This is a genomic window from Allokutzneria multivorans, from assembly GCF_039537405.1.
Taxonomy (GTDB): domain Bacteria; phylum Actinomycetota; class Actinomycetes; order Mycobacteriales; family Pseudonocardiaceae; genus Allokutzneria; species Allokutzneria multivorans.
Genome location: NZ_BAABAL010000029.1, coordinates 41397 through 62689, shown reverse-complemented (window position 1 = coordinate 62689; position 21293 = coordinate 41397). Strand labels below are relative to the sequence as shown.

The following is a 21293-nucleotide window of genomic DNA, read 5'->3' as shown; positions in this document are numbered from 1 at the left end:
TGCCAGGAACGACCTCGATCCCGGCTCTCATCGAACGAGACCTATGAAACACGCCCTAGGCCGCGCCAAGCACACCCCGCTACGCGGACTTCACCGCGCACCAGGCACGCTAGGGGAGCTTCAGCCCTGTCAGGACCGCGCCGCACGCCCGGGGAACGATGAGCCAGCAGCCCAACCACCGCCAGCAGCCGCCGAACGCCCGAGGGCACAACCGCCTCGGTCCGCGCCCGGTGGAGCAGCCGCCCGTCGACCCGACGCAGGCTGCCGCTTTCGGGCGCCCGGCCGGGGTGCGCAGCGCGTTCGCCCCCAGGGCCGACCGCGAGCGCAACGGTTCCTTCACGCTCGTCGCCCCGCCGCCGGAGGCGCTGACCAAGGCGTTCAGCCGCCCGCCCGGCACCGGGGAGCTGCTTCAACGCCCGCCCGGTGACAGCGGCGGCGTCCCGCCCGCGACCGATCCCGAGCAGGCGCTGTGGTCGGACAACGGCGGCGGCTGGCGCGACCCCGGAGCCGGAGCCGCGCTCGGCCCGCCCGCGGTCTCCACCGAGGAGAAGCCCGAACCGGTCGTCGCGCTCCCGCAGGGCGCCCGGCTCTCCGCCCGCGAACTGCTCTTCGGCCGCAGGCTGTCCACCACGGGCACGCTCGCGCTGGCCGGGATCGTGCTGCTGATCGCCGCGGTCGGCGGTGTCGTCGGGCGGCTCACCGCCGAGGACGGCTCCGTGCTGACCAGCTCCGGCGTCACGCTCGCCCCGGTGTCCCCCGCGGTGGAGCGCCCGCCCGGCTCGGTCTCCGACGTGGCCAAGCGGGTGCTGCCCTCGGTGGTCTCGATCGAGGTCGTGCTCGGCGACAAGGGCGGGACCGGCTCCGGCGTGGTGATCGACGGCCAGGGCTACGTGCTGACCAACAACCACGTCGTGGACATGGCGGTGAACGCCCCGGCCGCGAAGGTCGAGGCGATCTTCTCCGACGGCAGCCGCGTCCCGGCCAGGATCGTCGGCGCCGACCCGAAGACCGACCTCGCGGTGATCAAGGTCGAGGTGCGCAACCCGACCGTCGCCCAGGTGGGCCGCTCCGCCGACCTCCAGGTGGGCGACGCGGTGATCGCCGTCGGGGCCCCGCACGGCCTCGCGGGCACGGTCACCACGGGCATCGTCAGCGCGAAGAACCGGGCGATCCGGCTGGACACCGACCTGGTGATCAACGCGATCCAGACCGACGCCGCGATCAACCCCGGCAACTCCGGCGGCGCGCTCATCGACGCTCGCGGCGCGCTGATCGGCATCAACACCGCGATCTACAGCACCTCCAAGGGCTCGATCGGCCTCGGCTTCGCCATCCCGATGGACGAGGCCACGCAGATCGCCCAGGCGCTCATCCGCACCGGCTCGGTGAAGCACGCCGACATGGGCGTGGACGCCAAGTCGGTCACCGCCGACACCTCCAGCGGCGCCCAGGTGCAGAACGTGCGCCAGGGCGGTGCCGCGGCCGCGGCGGGCATCCAGGAGGGCGACGTGATCACCAAGGTCGGCGAGCGGGCTATCGCCAACGCCGACGACCTGGTGGTGTCGGTGCGGCAGCGCAAGATCGACGAGGCGGTGCCGGTGCAGATCGTGCGGCAGGGCCGCCAGCTCACCCTGACCGTGACGCTGAAGTCCGACTGAGCGGCGGCTGACCTCGCCCCGGCGGCCAACTAGGCTGACCGGTGACGAGCTGACGTGGGAGGTGCGGGGTTGTTCGAGAGCATCGGCTGGCTGGAGATCCTGGTCCTGGTGGTCGCGGCCCTGTTCATCCTCGGGCCGGAGCGGCTGCCGGAGGCGGCGAGCTGGCTCGCCCGCAACATGCGCAAGCTCCGCGACTACGCCACCGGCGCCCGCCAGCAGCTGAAGTCGGAGATGGGCTCGGACTTCGAGGAGTTCCGCAAGCCGATCGAGGACCTGCGCGACCTGCGCAACAACCTCAACCCCCGGCAGGCCGTGCGCAACTTCTTCGAGGACGACGACCACCGGAGCACCAGCAACGGCTACGCCACCCCCGCCGCCGACCCCGCCCCTCAGGCCTCGGCATCCCCCCAGCAGCGCCCCCTGTCCTACGGCGAGCGCCCGCCCTACGACCCCGACGCCACCTGAAGCCGGGGCCGTCCTCTTCGCAGGGCTAGGGCGTGTTTCACAAGTCCGTGTTCGCGATAGCCGGGCCGAGCCCGCCCCTGGCCGCGCCGCCGGGAAGCCCACGTACAACACCGGTACGCGGACTTCCCGCCGTCTTGCCAGGAACGACCTCGATCCCGGCTCTCATCGAACGAGACCTATGAAACACGCCCTAGCGGCCCGCGGGGGTGACGGAGAGCATGCGCCCGGCGAGGCCGCGGGCGCGGGTACCGAGGCGCTTGGCGACCTCGCGCAGGACCTGCGCGGCGGGGGCCTCGGGATCGGAGATCACCAGCGGCACGCCCGCGTCGCCCGCTTCGCGCAGGCGGGTGTCGAGCGGGACCTGACCGAGCAGCGGGACGTCGGAGCCCACGGCGCGGCTGAGGGAGTCCGCGACGGTCTGACCGCCACCGGTGCCGAAGATGTCCATGCGGGTGCCGTCGGGCATCTCCAGCCAGGACATGTTCTCCACGACGCCGACGACGCGCTGGCGGGTCTGCAACGCGATCGCGCCCGCGCGCTCGGCCACCTCGGCCGCGGCCTGCTGCGGGGTGGTCACGACGAGGATCTCCGCGTTGGGGATCAGCTGCGCCACCGAGATCGCCACGTCACCGGTTCCCGGCGGCAGGTCGAGCAGCAGCACGTCGAGGTCGCCCCAGAACACGTCGGCGAGGAACTGCTGCAGCGCGCGGTGCAGCATCGGCCCGCGCCACACCACCGGGGTGTTGCCGGGGGTGAACATGCCGATGGAGATGACCTTCACGCCGTGCGCCTGCGGCGGCATGATCATCTGCTCCACCTGGGTGGGCTTGCCGTCCGCGCCGAGCATCCTGGGCACCGAGTGCCCGTAGATGTCCGCGTCGACGACGCCGACCGAGAGCCCGCGCTGGGCGAGCGCGGCGGCCAGGTTCACCGTCACGCTGGACTTGCCGACCCCGCCCTTGCCCGAGGCGACGCAGTAGACGCGCGTCAGCGAACCCGGCTGGGCGAAGGGGATCACCGGCTCCTTGGCGTCGCCGCGCAGCTTCTGCCGCAGCTCGGTGCGCTGCTGGTCGCCCATGACGTCCAGGCTCACGCGAACCTCCTGGACGCCGGGGACCGTCGACACCTCGGCGGTGACGTCCTTGGTGATCTTGTCGCGCAGCGGGCAGCCCGCGACGGTCAGCCACACCACGACCGACACCACCCCGTCGGCGACGACGGAGACGTCCTTGATCATGCCCAGTTCCGCGAACGGCTTGCGGATCTCCGGGTCCTGGACGCGTCCCGCTGCTGCGCGAACGGCCTCGATGTCGATGGTGGTCACGAGTGCGGACACCGACCTTCCGGTACCGATTGGCTTGCTGGAGCGGCTTACCCCCGCTCGGCCCATGCTACGGCCGGTCGAGCTACCCGTTGCTCACCGGCTGTGTGCCTTGCGGCACGGGGGCGTTGAGCAACCGGAAGGACGCGCTCCGTAACATGGATTCGTGTCAGATTCGGGTACTGCTCGATTACCGACCAGTGGGGAACTGACCGCCTGGCGCTCGTTCCTGCGGGCGCACGCCCGCGTGACGCGGTGGCTGGAGACCGAGCTCATCGCGGAGCAGCGGCTCTCCCTGGCGGCCTACGACGTTCTCGTGCAGCTGGCCGGCGCGCCTGAGCACAAGCTCAGGATGACCGAGCTCGCTGAGCTGGTCCTGCTGTCCAGGTCGGGTGTGACCAGGCTGGTCGACCGCCTCGAACGCGCCGGACTGGTCAGCAGGGAACGCGCGGACAGCGACGGTCGCGGAGTCGTCGCCGTGCTCACCGAGCGCGGGCTCGACCGGTTGCGCTCCGCCGCCGCGACGCACATGCGCGGCATCGCACGGCACTTCGTGGCCCTGCTGGACACCAAGGAGCTCGCAGCCCTCGGGCTCACCTGCGACCGCCTCGCCGACGGTGAACTGCCTGTGACGCAAGCGAAACAGGCTCAGGCCTAGCGCGTTTCCGCAGGCTCGCCGTCCCATCGCGCTGCATCGTCGCCCACGTGAGAGCGCTTGCCCCGCCGGGGTTTCCCCTCGATCAGGTCCCCGCGCAGCCGGTCCAGCTCCGAGCGCAGGAAGTCCCGCGTGACCGACTCGCCGACCGCCAGCCGCAGCGCAGCCAGCTCCCGCGCGAGGTACTCCGTGTCGGCCTTGGTGCGCTCCGCCCGCGCCCGGTCCTCCTCGAGCGAGACCCGGTCCCGGTCGTCCTGCCGGTTCTGCGCCAACAGGATCAGCGGCGCCGCGTACGCCGCCTGCGTGGAGAACGCCAGGTTGAGCAGGATGAACGGGTACGGATCCCACTGCAACGACACCGCGAGCAGGTTCACGGTGATCCACACGATCACGAGAACGGTCTGCCAGAACAGGAACGTGCCGGTGCCGAGGAACCGCGCGATCCGCTCGGAGAACCGGCCGAACGCCTCGGGGTCCACGTCGAAGGACAGCCTGCGCGGTTGGCGCGGCTGGTCGAGGCGGCGACGCGGGTGCAGCTCGGGCATGGCCTCGCTCCTCAGCTCTCGGAAGTGACAGCGCTCTCGGAAGTGACAGCGGTCTCGGGCAGACCGCTCTCCCGCCAGTCGTCGGGCAGCAGGTGGTCGAGCACGTCGTCGACGCTGACCGCGCCCAGCAGGTGCTCCTGATCGTCCACCACGGGCGCGACGACGAGGTTGTACGCGGCGAAGTAGCGGGTGACCTCGCCGAGGGAAGCGTTGGGGGACAAAGAGCCCAGGTGGTGGTCGACCATGCCGGCGACGAGGTCGAACGGGGCTTCCCGCAGCAGCCGCTGGATGTGCACGCAGCCGAGGTAGCGGCCGGTCGGCGTCGCCTGCGGTGGGCGCGCCACGAACACCATGCTGGCCATGGCGGGCGTCAGGTCCGGGTTGCGGACCCTGGCCAGCGCCTCGGCCACGGTGGCGTCCGGCGTCAGCACCACCGGCTCCGGGGTCATCAGACCGCCCGCCGTGTCGTGGGAGTAGGCGAGCAGCCTGCGCACCGGGGCGGACTCCTCCGGCTCCATCAGCGACAGCAGGCGGTCCTTGTCGAAGTCGGGCAGTTCGGCCAGGAGGTCGGCGGCGTCGTCGGGGTTCATCGCCTCGAGCACGTCCGCCGCGCGGTCCTCGTTGAGGTGCGTGAGCAGGTCCTTCTGGTCCTCCTCCGGCAGCTCCTCCAGCACGTCGGCAAGGCGTTCGTCGTCCATCGCGTCCGCGACCTCGTAGCGCCGCTTCACCGGGAGCTCGTGCAGCGCGCTGGCCACGTCGACCGCGCGCATGGTGTCGAAGACCGCCAGCAGCTGCTGCGCGCCCTGCGGCTGTGCGCTGATCTCGGCGAACCCCAGGCCGGTCACGGCGTCCCACGGCAGCACCTGCAACGGCCCCCTGCGGCTGAGCCTGCCGGTGCGCTCGCGCACGGCGAGCTTGGTGATCAGCCAGTCCCGCGTGCGCGTCTGCTCCATTCCCGCGTCCACCACGACGGCCGAGCTGTCGTCCGAGGTCACGCTCACGCGCGCGTCCAGCAGCTCGCCGAGCACCATCACCTCGTTGGGCCGTTGGTGGAAGTGCCGCAGGTTCACCATTCCGGTCGCCAGCGTCACCGCGTTGGCCTCCAGGGAGGTCACCCTGAGCATCGGGACGAAGATGCGGCGGCGGGTGATCAGCTCCACCACCATGCCGAGCACGCGCGGCGGCTGCCGGTCCAGCCGGAGCCCGGCGACCACGTCCCGCACCTTGCCGACGGACTCCCCGTCCGGCCCGAACACCGGTAGTCCGGCGAGCTGGGCGGCGAAGACCCTGCTAGTGCCTGCCACACCGGCAACACTAGTGTCCGGACCATGATCGAGCCCGGGGACGCGCGCCTGCGCTACGACGTTGTCGACGTCTTCACCGACCGTCCTTACGCGGGCAACCCGCTGGCGGTGGTGCACGGGGCCGACGAGCTGGACACCGCGCGGTTGCAGCGGATCGCACGGGAGTTCAACCTCTCCGAGACCGCCTTCCCGATGCGCCCGACGCAGGACGGCGCCGACTACCGGCTGCGCATCTTCACCGCCTCCACCGAGCTGCCCTTCGCCGGTCACCCGAGCGTCGGCACGGCGTGGGTGCTCGCGCGGGACGGCGTGATCGGGTTCGGCGAGGCCGTCCAGGAGTGCGGAGCCGGACTGCTCCCCGTCTCGGTCGACCAGGCCGGAGCCACGCTCACCGGCGGCCCCGCCCACCTCGGCCCCGACCTCGACGCCGAGTCCCTCGCGGAAGCCGCGGGACTCGATCCGTCCGATGTGGACAGTGCTGGCGCGCCCGGGATCGCCGGCTGCGGCATCGACTTCGCGTACCTGCTGGTGAGCCCCGACGCCGTGTCCCGGGCTGTCGTCGAGGAGGCCGCCGCCAAGCGCGCCGGAGTGCCGCACGGGCTCGTCGTGTTCTCCTTCGACAGCGAGCTCAACGCCGCGCACGCGCGGATGTTCGCGCCGAAGCTCGGAGTGCGCGAGGACCCCGCCACCGGCTCCGCCGCCCTCGGCCTCGGCGTGTGGCTGGCCGACCGCGGCCTCATCGACGACGGCGACACCCGCTACGTCGTCAGCCAGGGCGCCGAGATCGGCCGACCGTCCACTTTGGACTGCACCGTGACGGTCTCCGACTACACCGTCACCCGCGCCACCGTCCGCGGCGGCGTGGCCCCCGTCGCCTCAGGCACCATCGCCATCCCCTGACCCCCGCTCCCACCCCACGCCGAAGCCCTGAACGACCCGTTTGGTGCGTTGAGCTCCCCGAACGACCCGTTTGGTGCGTTGAGCTCCCCGAACGACCCGTTTGGTGCGTTGAGCGCCCTGAACGGGTCGTTTAGTGCACTGGGAACCCTGAACGAACCGTTTGGTGCGTCGCCACGTACCCGAACGGCCCGTTCAGTGCGTTGGGAGCCCTGAACGGGTCGTTTGGTGCGCTGAAGTACCTGAAAGGGCCGTTGGGGGAGTTGAGGGTCCTGAAAGGGTCATTGGGGGCGCTCAAGTACCTGAATGAGTCATTCAGGGAGTGGGGACGAGGCGGTGGACGCGCGTCCACGCGGGGGGAGCGGCGAGCGACGGGCGGTTGAGGCGCGTGGTGGCGAGCGCCGCCGAGACCGCGTCGTCCGGTGACACCTCCTCGACGGCCACGGGCACGTCGACGAGGTGCGAGTGGGTGCTGGGGGAGCGGACGGTGACCACGGCGGTCGCGGAGCCCGCGAGGCCGGGGACCTCCTGCTCGGACGGGCCGGTGGCGAGCCAGACGGCTCCGTCCCGCCACAGCGCCCAGACCAGGCGCGGGGGGTGGCCCTCCGGCCGGACCCAGACCGCGGCGGCCTTGCGCAGCGCGGCGTCCAGCAGCCGGGTGATATCCATTCCCGCAGCATCCCACGGCTGTGAAAGGCGCCTCAGCGGTGTGGTCGAGCCGCACCGGCCGTGCCAGCATCACGCGTGTTACCCGTCGGTACAAGGAGGTCCCGAAGTGGCTGATCGTCGACGCCCCCGCCGCTCCTGTCTCGCCGTCCCCGGTTCGAGCCAGAAGATGATCGACAAGGCCCGTGGCCTGCCCGCCGACCAGGTCTTCCTGGACCTGGAGGACGCGTGCGCCCCGCTGGCCAAGCCCGGCGCGCGCAAGACGATCGTCGCGGCGCTCAACGAGGGCGGCTGGGAGGGCAAGACCCGCGTGGTCCGGGTCAACGACCTGACCACCGAGTGGACCTACCGCGACGTCGTCGAGGTCGTCGAGGGCGCGGGCGCGAACCTGGACTGCATCATGCTGCCGAAGGTGCAGACGGCCGACCAGGTGGCGTGGCTGGACCTCACGCTGACCCAGATCGAGAAGACCATGGGCTACGAGGTCGGCAGGATCGGCATCGAGGCGCAGATCGAGAACGCCAAGGGCCTCGTCGAGGTCGACGCGATCGCCACAGCGTCGCCCCGCATCGAGACGATCATCTTCGGCCCGGCCGACTTCATGGCCTCCATCAACATGAAGTCGCTGGTCGTCGGCGAGCAGCCGACCGGCTACGACGTGGGCGATGCCTACCACTACATCCTGATGCGCATCCTGATGGCCGCGCGCGCCACCGACGTGCAGGCGATCGACGGGCCCTACCTCCAGATCCGCGACCTGGACGGCTTCCGCAGGGTCACCGGGCGCTCGGCGGCGCTGGGCTACGACGGCAAGTGGGTGCTGCACCCCGGCCAGATCGACGCGTGCAACGAGCTGTTCAGCCCGCGCCAGCAGGACTACGACCACGCCGAGAACATCCTCGACGCCTACGACTGGTTCACCTCGGAGGCGGGTGGCAAGCGCGGGGCGGCCATGCTCGGCGACGAGATGATCGACGAGGCCTCGCGCAAGATGGCGCTGGTGGTCTCGGCCAAGGGCAGGGCGGCGGGCATGGCGCGCACCGACCGCTGGACGCCGCCCACCGAATGAGTCGATCCGGCACTCCTGGGGAACGCGAGGACGCGATAGCGTTCGGTGGCATGAGCGAGTCGCAGGAGCCCGAGGAACACCCGGAGCTGACGCACGAGCGTCCGTGGTTCGTCCTCGTCGAGACCCCGCACGAGCACGGGTACACGACCAAGGTGCTCGCGGGCGGGTTCGACACCGCTGACCAGGCAAGGGCAGAGGCGCGGAAACAGGCTTTCGAGTTCAAGAGCTCCGCGCGCGCCGCGAGCAAGCGCAACGTCTTCCTGGTCGGCGAGGACACCTACGTGGTGCTCTACCGCAAGGCGATGCTGAGCTACGAGTTCAAGCTGCGCGTTGTCCGGTTGATCGCCGAACCGGACGAGCACTGACCCGGTAGATCCCGTCCCAGGGCACCGGTGGCCGCGAGCCGCCGGTGCCTTTCGCCGTTCTGGCAAGACCGTTCACGCCAAGGGACCAACGGCGCGGCCTACAATCGGTTGCATTCCGGCTGAATTGCTGACGTTGAATTGATTGCGAAGTCAAACAGTAGGGTATAGCGTCGATTTCGTTGGGTATAGCGTGTACTCCGTTGCGGTCATGTTCGATCACGCCTTGGTTCGCGTCGCCCGTTCAGGGGTACGCGAAAAGGTTGCTTCCGATACCGTGACTGCCTAGCTGGTGACGACAATCCCTGCTTAGCGGAGGGTGTATCCATGTTGAGGAAGTTAGCCGTTGCTGGAATGTCCCTGGCTTTGATTTCCATCCCCGCAGTGGCTCAGGCGGATATCACGCCACCCCCGGACAAAATTGTCATCGAAGTGGCAACGGTGAACGGTTCCGGCTGTCCCGCCGGTACCGCGGCCGTCGCGGTGTCACCCGACAACACCGCGTTCACCGTGACCTACAGCCAGTACATGGCGCAGGTCGGGCCGAACATCAGCCCGACGGAGGCCAGGAAGAACTGCCAGCTCAACCTGAAGGTGCACGTGCCTCAGGGCTTCACCTACGCGATCGCGCAGTCCGACTACCGCGGCTTCGCCAACCTCGCGCGCGGCGCGACCGCGATCGAGCAGGCGAACTACTACTTCCAGGGAATGTCACCAACCGTAGTGGCGAGGCACAATTTCTCCGGTCCGCTGGACGACAACTGGCAGACCACGGACAAGGTGGACATCGCCTCGCTCGTCTACGCGCCCTGCGGCGAGAAGCGCAATGTCAACATCAACACCGAACTCCGGGTGAGCAAGGGGACCTCGCCGTCCACCGAGACGAGTTTCATCGCCATGGACTCGACCGACGGCAGCATTAAGACGACCTACCACTTCCACTGGAAGACCTGCCCCTGATCGGATCGGGCACGGCCGGAACCCGGCCGTGCCCGTTTTTCCGCGATGAGGTCAGTCGTTGCTCATGTTAATCAGTGTCACCAGCAGGAAGACGCCGCCGCCGAATACCACCACGAACAGCAGCAGGCAGCCGGACACCTTGAAGAACGCGCGGATGGACTGGCGTGCTTCCCGGCGCCGCGGTGTGTCCTCGCTGCCGCTGGCCCGGTAGATCGCGCGGCAGATCCAGTACGGGCTGGTGACGAGGTAGTAGATGCCCATCGCCAGGTAGTAGAGGACTTCGAGGAACTGGGCGAAGAAAGCCACCACCACGAAGACCGGCATCAGCGCGATGACCGTGAGTGCTTTCTTCCCAGTGGTCCACGAGTCGAAGTTCGGCTTGTTGACCGGTGAGCGACGCTTCTTCGGCTCTTCGCCGGCGGGCGCCACCGCCGTTGGTTCTGTCACGGCAGCACAACTTAGCCACAAAGTCAGTCGGTTGGTGCCGTAATCACCCGAGACGGCAGTGGTGAGGAGTAGACGACCGACGTGGCGATAGAGCCCAGCGTCGCGATCCGGCCGGTCAGCCGCTCCAGGTGCCGCATGGTCCGCGCCGCGACGAAGAGCACGAAGCAGTCCTTGCCGGTGACGTGGTGGCACTGGAGGATCTCCGTGGTGCGCTCCAGTTCCGCGTGCAGCTTGCGGTAGTTGCCGGAGGGGTGGCGCAGCCGCACCACGGCCAGCACCCCGTACCCGACGCGTTCGAGGTCGATCTCCGCGCGGAAGCCCTTGATCACGCCGTTGTCGACCAGCCGTCGCACGCGCTCGGTCGCGGCCGTGGCGCCCAGGCCCACGCGGCGGCCCAGTTCCGCGTAGCTCACGCGCGCGTCCTCCTGTAGCTCCGCGAGGATCCGCCAGTCCACCGCATCCAGGTCGAACGTGGATTCACCGCCCATCTGGTCAAACTAGCGTGTGTTCCACTCCAAAGACGTCTGCCAGCCGTGGATCAGCCCTGCTCGGCGCGGGTTTTGCGGCATAGCGTTCATGTCATGACACGAGTCGCCGCGAACCCCGCCGAGCCCACCGCTGCCGCCGCGCACTTCCGCCGCCTGCTCTCCGTCGAGACCGATCCCGCCGACCTGCGCGCGGACGTGGAGGACGGCGCGGGCGGCTTCCTTGTGCTCGACGTGCGCTCGCCCGAGCACTACGCCGCCGGACACATTCCTGGAGCGATTTCCTTGCCCGCCAAGGAGATCACCGCCGAAACGACGCGCGAGCTGCCGCGTGGCGCCGTGCTGGTGACCTACTGCTGGGGGCCGGGGTGCAACGGGGCGGACAAGGGCGCGCTGAAGCTGGCCGAACTCGGGTTCACCGTGAAGAAGCTCATCGGCGGCTTCCAGACCTGGAAGTGGGATCGGCACCCGATCGCGACCGGTACCGATCAAGAGCGCCGTTGAGGACCTTCTCACACCGCGAACCCCATGTGAACGCGCGATACTCGCCGGTAACCCCGCTCGCCAGCGTCGCAGGAAAGGGGACTTCGCCATGGCTCGGCTTGCCCAGACCGCCGGTCTCACCGATGTCCAGCAGGAGATCCTGGCCACCGTCCGCAGCTTCGTGGACAAGGAGATCATCCCGCACGCGCAGGCGCTGGAGCACGGTGACACCTACCCGGCGGACATCGTCGAGGGCATGAAGGAGATGGGGCTCTTCGGCCTCACCATCCCCGAGGAGTACGGCGGGCTCGGCGAGTCGCTGCTGACCTACGCGCTGGTGGTCGAGGAGATCGCGCGCGGCTGGATGAGCGTCTCCGGTGTGATCAACACGCACTTCATCGTGGCGCACATGGTGAAGCAGCACGCCACCGACGCGCAGAAGCAGCACTTCCTGCCGCGCATGGCCACCGGCGAGGTGCGTGGCGCGTTCTCCATGTCCGAGCCCGAGCTGGGCTCCGACGTCGCCGCGATCCGCACGAGGGCGCGGCAGGACGGCGACGGCTACGTCATCGACGGCCAGAAGATGTGGCTCACCAACGGTGGCAGCTCCACTTTGGTCGCCACGCTGGTGCGCACCGACGAGGGAGCCGAGAAACCGCACCAGAACCTCACGACCTTCCTCATCGAGAAGCCGACGGGCTTCGGCGAGGTCCTTCCCGGCCTCAGCATCCCCGGCAAGATCGAGAAGATGGGCTACAAGGGCGTCGACACCACGGAAATGGTGTTCGACGGCTTCCGGGTCGGCGCGGAGGCGATCCTCGGCGGGGAGCGCGGCAAGGGCTTCGCGCACATGATGGACGGCGTCGAGGTCGGCAGGGTCAACGTGGCCGCGCGGGCGTGCGGGATCGCCATCCGCGCCTTCGAGCTGGCTGTTGAGTACGCCCAGCAGCGGACCACCTTCGGCAAGCCGATCGCCCAGCACCAGGCGATCGCGTTCAAGCTCGCCGAGATGGCGACGAAGGTCGAGGCCGCGCACCTGATGATGGTCAACGCCGCGCGCCTCAAGGACTCCGGTCAGCGCAACGACGTCGAGGCGGGCATGGCCAAGCTGATCGCCTCGGAGTACTGCGCCGAGGTCACCCAGGAGTCCTTCCGCATCCACGGCGGCTACGGCTACTCCAAGGAGTACGAGATCGAGCGGCTCATGCGCGAGGCGCCGTTCCTGCTCATCGGCGAGGGCACTTCGGAGATCCAGAAGACGATCATCAGCAGGGGCCTGCTCCGCGAGTACCGCTCGCGCGGCTGAGGCGTCCCAGCACCGGTTCGCCAGTCTTCAAGACCCCCGAACCCCCGTCCCGGCTGTCCGCAACCGCCACCCACTTTCGGGTCTGTGGCCGTTGAAGACGTCGAGGGCGGGGGTTCGGCGTACTTGAAGACGGGTGAACTGCCGTGGCGGGTGCGGCGAGGCAGCGACGGTGGGGGGTGGGGCGGAGTGGCTGGCCGGGTGCGGGCGGGTGTGCTGATCGGTCCACCTGGCGGGGTGAGGTGGGCCGTTCGGGGGGGCGCGTGTCCCGGCCCGGCACGCGGGCGAGGATGATCGGGGTCACTATTGATCTACTCCTGATCTGCTCCAGTTCGGATCCACTCCGGTGATCCAGTCCAGCTCGCGGAGGTGACAACGGTGACGAGTCCTTTTTCCGGAAGGCCCGCCGGCGGGGCGCAGGGCCTTCCGACGCCGCCCTCGGGGTGGCCGATCGGGTCCTACGCCACCTACGAGGAGGCGCAGCGGGCGGTCGACCACCTGGCGGACGAGTCCTTCCCGGTGCAGGAGGTGACGATCGTCGGCGTCGACCTGATGCTGGTCGAGCGCGTCACCGGCAGGCTGACCTGGGGCAGGGTGCTGGCCACCGGCGCGGCCTCCGGCGCCTGGTTCGGTCTCTTCGTCGGCATCCTGCTCAGCCTGTTCAACTCGACCGGGTTCCAGTTGGGCCCGATTCTTGTGGCGTTGGCCACAGGTGTGATCTTCTTCATGATCTTCAACGCGTTCGGTTACGCGGCTACGCGTGGTCGCCGGGACTTCGTCTCGGCGAGCCAGTTGGTCGCCGGGCGATATGACGTGTTGTGCCAGCCTCGCAATGCGGAGAAGGGGCGTGACGCGCTGGCGAAGCTCGCGATGAAGGCCCCGGGCCAGGAGACTTGATAAGGGCTTGACCGGCGGGTCGCCCTTCGAAGGTGAATGGTGGCCCTGCCGGTGTTTCACATTCTGCTGAGTTGATGTTGATGTGCGGGCGCACACCCACCGTGACCGGGCAAGAACGGATTCTGAATCCTTTCCGCTCCGGGCTTATCTGAATCGTTGCCGTCACCCGGTTGCGGGAGTCGGAACTCTCGCCCTAGGTTCTGTCACCAGCCTGCGGGCGTGTGCGGTTGCTCACGCTCGTGTCGAAGGGCACGACGAGGTGCTCTGGTGTATCAGCCAGTCCTCGTCGTCGAGGGTTCGTGCCGCCGCTGGAGTGTCCACAGCCTCGAAGTCCTTCGTGCTTTTCAGAGGAAGGAGGCTGGGTTACATGGACGGCCCGGGTCGCAGTGCCCGCTATCGATCCACCACGTCAACCAAGACCCGTTCGCGGAGTCGAGCATCAGCGCTCCTCGGAGTCGCACTGGTGACCGCTCCGCTGCTCGCGGCCTGCGGCCCCGGCGGTACTGGGGGCAACACCCTCAACCTGTACGCGGCTCCCGAAGAGAACTTCGAGAAGGTCATCGAGAGCTGCAACGCCAGCGCGAACGGCAAGTTCAACATCGTCTACAACAAGCTCCCGCGCGGCGCCGACGGCCAGCGCGAGCAGATGGTGCGCAGGCTCGCCGCCGGTGACGACGAGATGGACATCCTCTATCTCGACAGCCCGTGGCTCGCGGAGTTCGCCGAGGCCGGCTGGATCCGCGAGTGGACCGGCACCTACAAGGAGGAGGCCGAGCGCGGCGTCCTCGCGGGTCCGCTGGAGTCCACGCGCTACAAGAACCGGACCTACGCGGCCACGAAGAACACCAACGTGCAGCTGCTGTGGTACCGCGACGACGTCGTCACCAAGGCCCCCGAGACCTGGGCCGAGATGATCGAGCAGGCCAAGGCGCTGAAGGCGGCGAACAAGCCGTACACGGCCGTGATGACCGGCGCGCAGTACGAGGGCCTCGTCGTGCAGTACAACACGATGGTCGCCTCGGCGGGTGGCAAGATCATCTCCGAGGACGGCCTCACCGCCGTCGTCGACGAGAACGCGATCCGGGCGCTGGCGACCCTCAAGGACTTCGCCACCTCCGGCATCGCCAGCGCCTCGCTGACCTCCTCCCAGGAGGACGAGGTCCGCAAGGAGTTCCAGGCCGGCAACTCGGCGTTCCAGCTGAACTGGCCGTACGTGTACGCGTCGATGCAGAAGGAGAAGCCGGAGCTCGCCAAGAACTTCAAGTGGGCGCGCTACCCCGGCATCGACAAGGGCAAGCCGAGCCGGGTCACCATCGGTGGCGCGAACTACGGCGTGAGCACCTACTCCACCAAGGCCGACCTGGCCTTCGAAGCGGTGCTGTGCCTGCGCAACCCGGCGAACCAGCTCTACTCCGCGATCAAGTCCGGTGTCGCGCCGACCATCGAGTCGGTCTACGACCGCCCGGAGATGACCGAGCAGTACCCGATGAAGGAGACCATCCGCGAGGAACTGCGCGACGCGGCCAACCGCCCGCTGACCGCCGCCTGGCAGAACGTCTCCACGGTGCTCTCGACCATCCTCTCCCCGCCGAAGGACATCGATCCGCAGAAGACGGCGGAGCGGCTGCGCAAGGAACTCCAGGCCGCCATTGACTCCAAGGGGGTCATGCCGTGAGCACCCACGCCGTCAAGGCGAAGCCCGTGCTGAGCGAGGGCAAGAAGGCGGAGCGCCGCCTCGGCCTGCTGCTCTGCGCGCCCGCCGCGATCATCATGATCGCGGTCACCGCGTGGCCGATCATCTACTCGTTCTGGTTGTCCCTTCAGCGCTACGACCTGAAGTTCCCGGACAAGCGGGAGTTCATCGGCTTCGACAACTACGCAGCGGTGCTCAGCAGCCCGTACTGGTGGGACGCCTTCGGCATCACCGCGCTGCTGACCGCGATCACCGTGGTGGTCGAACTGGTGCTCGGCATGGCGCTGGCGCTGGTCATGCACCGCACGCTGATCGGCCGTGGACTGGTGCGGACCTCCGCGCTGATCCCGTACGGCATCGTCACCGTGGTCGCGGCGTTCTCCTGGAAGTACGCCTTCACCCCGGAATCCGGCTACCTCGCCACGCTCTTCGGCGAAGCGCCGCTGACGGACAAGGCGACCGCGCTCGGCATCATCGCCGCGGCCGAGATCTGGAAGACCACGCCGTTCATGGCCCTGCTGCTGATGGCGGGCCTGGCGCTGGTGCCGGACGACATGCTCAAGGCCGCCGCGATGGACGGCGCCAGCGGCTGGCAGCGGTTCACCAAGATCATGGTGCCGATGATGAAGCCGGCGATCCTGGTCGCGCTGCTGTTCCGCACGCTCGACGCGTTCCGGATCTTCGACAACATCTTCGTGCTGACCGCGGGAGCGCAGGGCACGGGATCGGTGTCGATGCTGACCTACAACAACCTCATCAAGGGGTTGAACCTGGGTATCGGCTCGACCATGTCGGTGCTGATCTTCGTCGCGGTGGCGATCATCGCGTTCGTCTTCATCAAGGTGTTCGGCACCGCCGCGCCGGGCAGTGACAACGGAGGTAAGCGCTGATGGCCGGCATCGGAGGTGCCGACACGACGGGGAAGAAGGCCCGCTGGGGTCTGGTCAACGTCCTTGTCGTCGTCTACGCGTTGTTCCCGGTGCTGTGGATCGTCTCGCTGTCCTTCAAGTCGAAGAAGGCCATCAGCGAGGGCGGGTTCTTCCCCACCGAGTGGACGCTGGACAACTACGCCGCGATCTTCTCCACCACGGAGTTCATCCGGCCGCTGTTCAACTCGATCGGCATCGCGATCATCGCCACCTTGATCGCGGTCGTGTTCGGGACCATGGCGGCGTACGCGATCGCCAGGCTGGACTTCCCCGGCAAGCGGGTGCTCGTCGGCGTCTCGCTGTTGATCGCGATGTTCCCCCAGGTGTCACTGGTGTCGCCGCTGTTCAACATCGAGCGCTCGCTCGGCATCTTCGACACCTGGCCGGGCCTGATCCTGCCCTACATCACCTTCTCCCTGCCGCTGGCGATCTACACGCTCTCGGCGTTCTTCAAGGAGATCCCGTGGGAGCTGGAGAAGGCGGCCAAGATGGACGGCGCGACGCCGGGCCAGGCCTTCCAGAAGGTCATCGCCCCGCTCGCCGCACCGGGCGTGTTCACCACGGCCATCCTGGTGTTCATCTTCTGCTGGAACGACTTCCTGTTCGCGATCTCGCTCACCTCGACCGAGGCGTCCAGGACCGTTCCCGCCGCGCTGGCCTTCTTCACGGGTAGCAGCCAGTTCGAAGACCCAACGGGGACCACCTCGGCCGCGGCCGTGGTGATCACCATTCCGATCATTCTTTTCGTGCTGTTCTTCCAGCGCCGAATCGTCGCCGGTCTGACGTCCGGCGCGGTCAAGGGGTAGGTGAGTCGTGGCCGACATCGTCCTGGACAAGGTGACGAAGAAGTACCCGGACGGCGCTTTGGCCGTCCAGGAAGTGAACCTCGAAATCGCCGACGGCGAGTTCATCATCCTGGTCGGGCCCTCGGGCTGCGGCAAGTCCACCACGCTGAACATGCTGGCTGGCCTGGAGGACATCACCTCCGGTGAGCTGCGCATCGGTGGCGAGCGGGTCAACGAGCGGGCGCCCAAGGACCGGGACATCGCGATGGTGTTCCAGTCCTACGCCCTCTACCCGCACATGACCGTGCGCGAGAACATGGCGTTCCCGCTGCGGTTGGCCAAGGTGGACAACAAGACCGTCGACGCGAAGGTCAACGAGGCCGCCAAGATCCTGGATCTCGGGCAGCACCTCGACCGCAAGCCGTCGAACCTCTCCGGTGGCCAGCGGCAGCGCGTCGCCATGGGTCGCGCGATCGTGCGCAGCCCCAAGGCGTTCCTCATGGACGAGCCGCTGTCCAACCTGGACGCCAAGCTGCGCGTGCAGATGCGCACCGAGGTCTCCAGGCTGCAGAAGAACCTGGGCACCACCACCGTCTACGTGACCCACGACCAGACCGAGGCGATGACCCTCGGCGACCGCGTCGTGGTCATGCGCGGCGGTGCGGTGCAGCAGGTCGGTTCGCCGCAGTTCCTCTACGAGAACCCGGCGAACCTCTTCGTGGCGGGCTTCATCGGCTCCCCGGCGATGAACTTCATCCCGGCGACGCTGGAGAACGGCGAGCTGTCGACGGCGCTGGGCAACTTCCCGCTCAGCGACAAGGTCCGCAGGATGGTCGAGCGCGGTCGTCGCACGACCCGCGACGTGATCATGGGTCTGCGTCCCGAGCACTTCGAGGACGCCTCCCTGATCGACGCCGCGGCTCGTTCGCGCGGTGCCACGTTCACCACGCAGGTCGACGTGCTCGAGTCCATGGGCTCGGACAAGTACGCCTACTTCTCGATCTCCGGCAAGCGCGCGAGTTCGGCGCAGCTGGACGAGCTGGCGGCGGACGTGGGCGTCTCCGACCTGGGTGCCGGACAGGCCGTGGCCCGCCTCGCGGCGGCGTCCAAGGCCAAGGAGGGCTCCGGTCTGGACGTCTGGATGGATCTCGACAAGATCCAGCTGTTCGACCAGGAGAGCGGCAGGGCCCTGACCTACACGGACTAGGTCCTTGGCTGCACTTCGCCGAAAGGCCGCATCCCCGTTCCCGGGGGTGCGGCCTTCGTCGTTCTCGCCGGATTCCGTTGCTAGCGCGGCAGTTTCGGCTCCACGACGTCCATCACCCTGCGCGCGAGGTCGCACGCGTCGACCGGCACCTGGGCGCCCGCCACGTTCGCCAGCACGTGCAGCGTGCCCGCGCCGAACTCCACGCCCTGCGTGCATGAGGACTCCTCGCCGACCGCGAGAAATCCCTTCCGGCCGTTGACCTCGTTGCGGGAGAAGGAGATCTGCGTCCGCTTCGCCGCGTCGTCGATCGTCACCCGCTCCTCGTTGATGACGAACACCCTGAACCCGCGCGGCGAGCCGAGCATGCAGCCCGTCGGCTTGTTGGGCATGCGCTGGCCCTGGGACAGATCCAGCGCCTTCAGGTCCGCATCGCCGAAGACCGCGCAGGTGTCCACGCGCGCGCCGCCCGCGGGCGGGGGAGCGGGCGCGGCGGCACCGCACCCGGCGGCGAACAGGAGCAGCAGCGGGAGCGCGCGGACAACGGGAACGGGCATACCGGCCAACCTAGCGGCGCTTCTTGCTCTGGCGCACCGCGTCGATCACCTCGTCGTCCCAGCGGTGCGTCCTGATCAGCCGGAAGCGCTCGCCCGCGATGTGCATGTACGCCTCCGCCTCGGTCCGGTCGCCGACCAGGTCCGCCTGCTGGAGCATCCGCACGACGGGCACGAACTCCTCCTCGTACCACCGCTTGGCGACGGTGAGCCGGTCGAGGAACTTGCCCTCGTCCTGCATCAGCCGGAAGCCCCACGCCTCCACGGTTTCGCCGAGTTCGGTGTACTCCCACGGATCGCTCATCAGGACCGCCGCGCGAGCCTCGCCGGGCAGCGGAACCCGCTCCAGGAACAGCCTGCGGTCGTTCTTGATGAGCAGGTCGTGCTGGTAGCGGATGTCGTAGGCGCCGATCTTGGTGCGCACCTCGGTCACGTGCGCCTCGATCGTGCGCAGGCCGAGCGCGTGCGCCACCGACACCCGGTGGTGGCCGTCCTTGACGAAGTGCAGCTCGCCGACGCGGTAGACGTCGATCGGCGGGATGGACTCGCCGCGCCGCTGCGCCAGCGCGAGCCGTTCCCACCGCTCGCGGGTGCGGCCGGAGGTGGGGCGGAAGCGCCGGTCGAAGTCCCGGGTGCGGTCGACGCTGCCGACGATCGACTCGACCTGGATCACCTGGAGCCCGAGCCGCCGTTCACCCTCCTGACCGAGCGCGGCGATGACCTCGGCGTAGGGGAGCATGATGTTGACGTCGTCGGGCTCCCGGCGCATCCACTTCGCCAGCCGCGACATGACCTGGCGGCGGCGCGCCCTGATGAAGTCGTTCTCCGCGTCGGCTCGTGGGAATCCGGTGTCACCGCGCATCTCCTGCCTCCTGTCCGCGCGAAGGGATCTCCATGACGTGATATCCGACGACGTTGACCACCCGTGTTGACGCCAGTTGACGATCTGGTGTCGGCTCGCCGTGCGGGTGGATGTGCCCGTGCAGCATGAGCGGCGGCCCCAGCCTCCGCACGGCGTCGTGCAGGCAGGCGAAGCCCCGGTGCGGCGGGTCCTCGCGGTCGCCGCAGTCCTTGGGCGGGCTGTGGGTGAGCAGGACGTCGACACCGCGCCCGTCGCGCAGCTGCCGCCAGTTCGCGAGCCTGGCCATCCTGCGGACCCTGCGCGCCTGCTGGCGCTCGGTCCACTGGTTCGGCCCCCGGTTGTAGCGGATCGATCCGCCGATGCCCGCGATCCGCAGTCCCGCCGCGTCCACCACCCTGCCGTCGGCGTTCACGCCACCGGCAGGACCCGGCCACCTGGCCGGGATCCCGCTCTTCGTCCACAAACCTCGCACGTTGGTGTATCCGGTCAGGTCGGGGTCATGGTTACCGGGCACGAAGACGCACGGCCGGTCCAACGCGTTGCTCAGGTGTTCCAGGTAGTCGTAGGGCAGGTCTCCCGCCGCGAGGATCAGATCGACCTTGATCTGCTGGATGTAGGAGGTCCACAGCTGTTCAGCGACCTCGTCCGCCACCACGAGCACCTTGACCACGACGCAGAGCCTAGGGCTGAACGGAGCACTCCGCCTTGACGCAACTCACATCTCACACGGCGATCCCTAACGTGAGGAAATGACGAGTCGCTTCACGTTCATGGTTGGTGTCGCCACCATCGGCCTCGCTGCCGCGCTGGCTGTCCCCGCACAGGCCCACCAGGCGCAGTTCTTCCCCACGACGCTCCAGCTGCCCGACAACTTCCAGCCGGAGGGCATCACCGTCGATGCCACGACGGCCTACTTCGGCTCGCTCCGGGACGGGTCGGTGCACAAGATCGACCTCATCACCGGCAAGGGCGGCCGGGTCAGCACCGGCCCCGGCACCCCGGCGGTCGGTCTGAAGATCGACAAGCACGGCCGGTTGTTCGTCGCGGGCGGCCGCAACGGAGACCTCCGGGTCCTCGACGCGCGCACCGGCACGACCCTCGCCGGCTACGCGCTCGGCGGCGGGTTCGTGAACGACGTCGTGCTCACCGAGGACGCCGCGTACGTCACCGATTCGCTGAAGGCCGTGCTGTACAAGCTCCCCCTCGGCCGAGACGGTCGGTTGCCCGCCAAGGCGGAGGCCATCCCGCTCGGCGGCGAGTGGGCTCAGGTGGACGGGTTCAACGCCAACGGCATCGAGACCGCGCCCGACGGCAAGAACCTGCTCATCGTCAACAGCGCCTCCGGCAAGCTCTACCGGGTGGACCCGCGCACCGGCGCCGCCAAGCTGGTCGACCTCGGCGACGTCGTGCTCAACGGCGGTGACGGCCTGTTGCGGCAGAAGCACATCGTCTACGTCGTGCAGAACCGGAGCAACGTCCTCACCGCTGTGCGCCTGGACCACACGGGCACGAAGGGCGCTCTGCACAAGAAGATCACCGACCCGCGCTTCGACGTCCCCACCACCGTGGCCGCCTTCGGCGACCGCCTCTACCTGCCGAACGCGCGCTTCGGCACCGAGCCCGGCCCGACGGTCCCCTACAACGCCGTCGCCGTGCCCAGGTTCTGAGCACCGACGCGCCCGGTGAAGGCCCACGGGGTCGTTGCCAACTACGGGTCGTGTCCGGTGGGGCTCGGTTCACCACCGCCTC

25 protein-coding genes are annotated in these 21293 nt (G+C 68.7%); 15 read left to right on the top strand and 10 right to left on the bottom strand.

The features are described from left to right. The first annotated feature begins 158 nt into the window (after positions 1-158). Together ABD798_RS37120 and tatB are read left to right on the top strand one after the other, a co-directional pair. Positions 159-1658 (top strand): S1C family serine protease, encoded by a 1500-nt coding sequence (locus ABD798_RS37120; RefSeq protein ID WP_344886338.1) that lies wholly within the window; start codon positions 159-161, stop codon positions 1656-1658. 69 nt (positions 1659-1727) lie between these two features. Then, on the top strand, positions 1728-2123 hold the full coding sequence (gene tatB / locus ABD798_RS37115) for a Sec-independent protein translocase protein TatB (RefSeq protein ID WP_344886336.1): 396 nt from the start codon (positions 1728-1730) through the stop codon (positions 2121-2123). Positions 2124-2160: 37 nt separating this feature from the next. Here tatB and ABD798_RS37110 read toward each other — a convergent pair whose 3' ends face one another. Beyond that, positions 2161-2289 (bottom strand): hypothetical protein, encoded by a 129-nt coding sequence (locus ABD798_RS37110; protein WP_344886334.1) that lies wholly within the window; start codon positions 2287-2289, stop codon positions 2161-2163. 24 nt (positions 2290-2313) lie between these two features. Then, positions 2314-3459 (bottom strand): Mrp/NBP35 family ATP-binding protein, encoded by a 1146-nt coding sequence (locus ABD798_RS37105; protein ID WP_344886332.1) that lies wholly within the window; start codon positions 3457-3459, stop codon positions 2314-2316. 151 nt (positions 3460-3610) lie between these two features. On the opposite strand from ABD798_RS37105, the gene ABD798_RS37100 reads away from it, so the two are divergent. Further along, a complete protein-coding gene (locus ABD798_RS37100) occupies positions 3611-4102 on the top strand; it encodes a MarR family winged helix-turn-helix transcriptional regulator (RefSeq protein WP_344886330.1) in 492 nt (163 codons plus the stop codon). On the opposite strand, the gene ABD798_RS37095 is transcribed toward ABD798_RS37100, so the two are convergent. Continuing rightward, positions 4099-4644: a DUF1003 domain-containing protein gene (locus ABD798_RS37095; protein ID WP_344886328.1), complete on the bottom strand. Its 546-nt coding sequence runs from the start codon at positions 4642-4644 to the stop codon at positions 4099-4101. The two genes, ABD798_RS37100 and ABD798_RS37095, sit on opposite strands and share 4 nt — an antisense overlap. Before the next feature lie 11 nt (positions 4645-4655). Then, positions 4656-5948, bottom strand: a complete 1293-nt coding sequence (locus ABD798_RS37090) for a magnesium transporter MgtE N-terminal domain-containing protein (protein WP_344886326.1) — start codon at positions 5946-5948, stop codon at positions 4656-4658. A 24-nt stretch (positions 5949-5972) separates the two neighbouring features. Here ABD798_RS37090 and ABD798_RS37085 point away from each other — a divergent pair, with 24 nt between their 5' ends. Next, positions 5973-6848 (top strand): PhzF family phenazine biosynthesis protein, encoded by an 876-nt coding sequence (locus ABD798_RS37085; RefSeq protein WP_344886324.1) that lies wholly within the window; start codon positions 5973-5975, stop codon positions 6846-6848. Between the two features lie 312 nt (positions 6849-7160). On the opposite strand, the gene ABD798_RS37080 is transcribed toward ABD798_RS37085, so the two are convergent. Further along, positions 7161-7514 (bottom strand): hypothetical protein, encoded by a 354-nt coding sequence (locus tag ABD798_RS37080; RefSeq protein ID WP_344886322.1) that lies wholly within the window; start codon positions 7512-7514, stop codon positions 7161-7163. Between the two features lie 106 nt (positions 7515-7620). Between ABD798_RS37080 and ABD798_RS37075 the strand changes: the two genes are divergently transcribed. The 3 genes from ABD798_RS37075 to ABD798_RS37065 all read left to right on the top strand — a co-directional run bounded on the left by ABD798_RS37075 (position 7621) and on the right by ABD798_RS37065 (position 9902). Beyond that, positions 7621-8580: an HpcH/HpaI aldolase/citrate lyase family protein gene (locus ABD798_RS37075; RefSeq protein ID WP_086826753.1), complete on the top strand. Its 960-nt coding sequence runs from the start codon at positions 7621-7623 to the stop codon at positions 8578-8580. Positions 8581-8630: 50 nt separating this feature from the next. Next, positions 8631-8945 (top strand): hypothetical protein, encoded by a 315-nt coding sequence (locus ABD798_RS37070; protein WP_344886320.1) that lies wholly within the window; start codon positions 8631-8633, stop codon positions 8943-8945. A gap of 351 nt (positions 8946-9296) precedes the next feature. Next, positions 9297-9902 carry a DUF4360 domain-containing protein gene (locus tag ABD798_RS37065; RefSeq protein WP_344886342.1) on the top strand — a complete coding sequence of 202 codons (606 nt, stop codon included), beginning with the start codon at positions 9297-9299 and terminating at the stop codon, positions 9900-9902. Positions 9903-9953: 51 nt separating this feature from the next. Here the strand turns inward: ABD798_RS37065 and ABD798_RS37060 are convergent, their stop codons facing one another. Next, entirely contained in the window at positions 9954-10349 is a 396-nt protein-coding gene (locus ABD798_RS37060; protein WP_344886318.1) for a hypothetical protein, read from the bottom strand. A 23-nt stretch (positions 10350-10372) separates the two neighbouring features. Next, complete coding sequence (locus ABD798_RS37055; protein ID WP_344886317.1) at positions 10373-10837, bottom strand: Lrp/AsnC family transcriptional regulator; 465 nt, start codon at positions 10835-10837, stop codon at positions 10373-10375. Positions 10838-10930: 93 nt separating this feature from the next. Between ABD798_RS37055 and ABD798_RS37050 the strand changes: the two genes are divergently transcribed. From ABD798_RS37050 to ABD798_RS37020, 7 genes are all read left to right on the top strand, one after another. Beyond that, positions 10931-11338, top strand: a complete 408-nt coding sequence (locus tag ABD798_RS37050) for a rhodanese-like domain-containing protein (protein WP_344886315.1) — start codon at positions 10931-10933, stop codon at positions 11336-11338. A gap of 88 nt (positions 11339-11426) precedes the next feature. Further along, on the top strand, positions 11427-12623 hold the full coding sequence (locus tag ABD798_RS37045) for an acyl-CoA dehydrogenase family protein (protein ID WP_344886314.1): 1197 nt from the start codon (positions 11427-11429) through the stop codon (positions 12621-12623). Positions 12624-12998: 375 nt separating this feature from the next. Further along, positions 12999-13517, top strand: coding sequence for a YflT domain-containing protein (locus ABD798_RS37040; protein WP_086826738.1), 519 nt, complete (start codon positions 12999-13001; stop codon positions 13515-13517). 367 nt (positions 13518-13884) lie between these two features. After that, positions 13885-15192, top strand: a complete 1308-nt coding sequence (locus ABD798_RS37035; RefSeq protein WP_425549334.1) for an ABC transporter substrate-binding protein — start codon at positions 13885-13887, stop codon at positions 15190-15192. Then, a complete protein-coding gene (locus tag ABD798_RS37030; protein ID WP_344886310.1) occupies positions 15189-16100 on the top strand; it encodes a carbohydrate ABC transporter permease in 912 nt (303 codons plus the stop codon). Before ABD798_RS37035 ends, ABD798_RS37030 begins: the two co-directional genes overlap by 4 nt. Beyond that, positions 16100-16945, top strand: coding sequence for a carbohydrate ABC transporter permease (locus tag ABD798_RS37025; protein ID WP_344886308.1), 846 nt, complete (start codon positions 16100-16102; stop codon positions 16943-16945). The genes ABD798_RS37030 and ABD798_RS37025 overlap by 1 nt, the downstream gene beginning before the upstream one ends. Positions 16946-16952: 7 nt before the next feature. Further along, positions 16953-18131, top strand: coding sequence for an ABC transporter ATP-binding protein (locus tag ABD798_RS37020; protein WP_344886306.1), 1179 nt, complete (start codon positions 16953-16955; stop codon positions 18129-18131). 80 nt (positions 18132-18211) lie between these two features. Here the strand turns inward: ABD798_RS37020 and ABD798_RS37015 are convergent, their stop codons facing one another. The 3 genes from ABD798_RS37015 to ABD798_RS37005 are packed head-to-tail and all read right to left on the bottom strand — an operon-like array spanning position 18212 to position 20214. After that, a complete protein-coding gene (locus tag ABD798_RS37015; protein ID WP_344886305.1) occupies positions 18212-18685 on the bottom strand; it encodes a DUF3558 family protein in 474 nt (157 codons plus the stop codon). A gap of 10 nt (positions 18686-18695) precedes the next feature. Beyond that, complete coding sequence (locus ABD798_RS37010) at positions 18696-19544, bottom strand: ParB N-terminal domain-containing protein (RefSeq protein ID WP_086826726.1); 849 nt, start codon at positions 19542-19544, stop codon at positions 18696-18698. Next, positions 19534-20214, bottom strand: coding sequence for a metallophosphoesterase family protein (locus ABD798_RS37005; RefSeq protein WP_344886301.1), 681 nt, complete (start codon positions 20212-20214; stop codon positions 19534-19536). The genes ABD798_RS37010 and ABD798_RS37005 overlap by 11 nt, the downstream gene beginning before the upstream one ends. A gap of 79 nt (positions 20215-20293) precedes the next feature. Between ABD798_RS37005 and ABD798_RS37000 the strand changes: the two genes are divergently transcribed. Beyond that, positions 20294-21211, top strand: coding sequence for an SMP-30/gluconolactonase/LRE family protein (locus ABD798_RS37000; protein ID WP_344886299.1), 918 nt, complete (start codon positions 20294-20296; stop codon positions 21209-21211). The last annotated feature ends 82 nt before the right edge of the window (positions 21212-21293 follow it).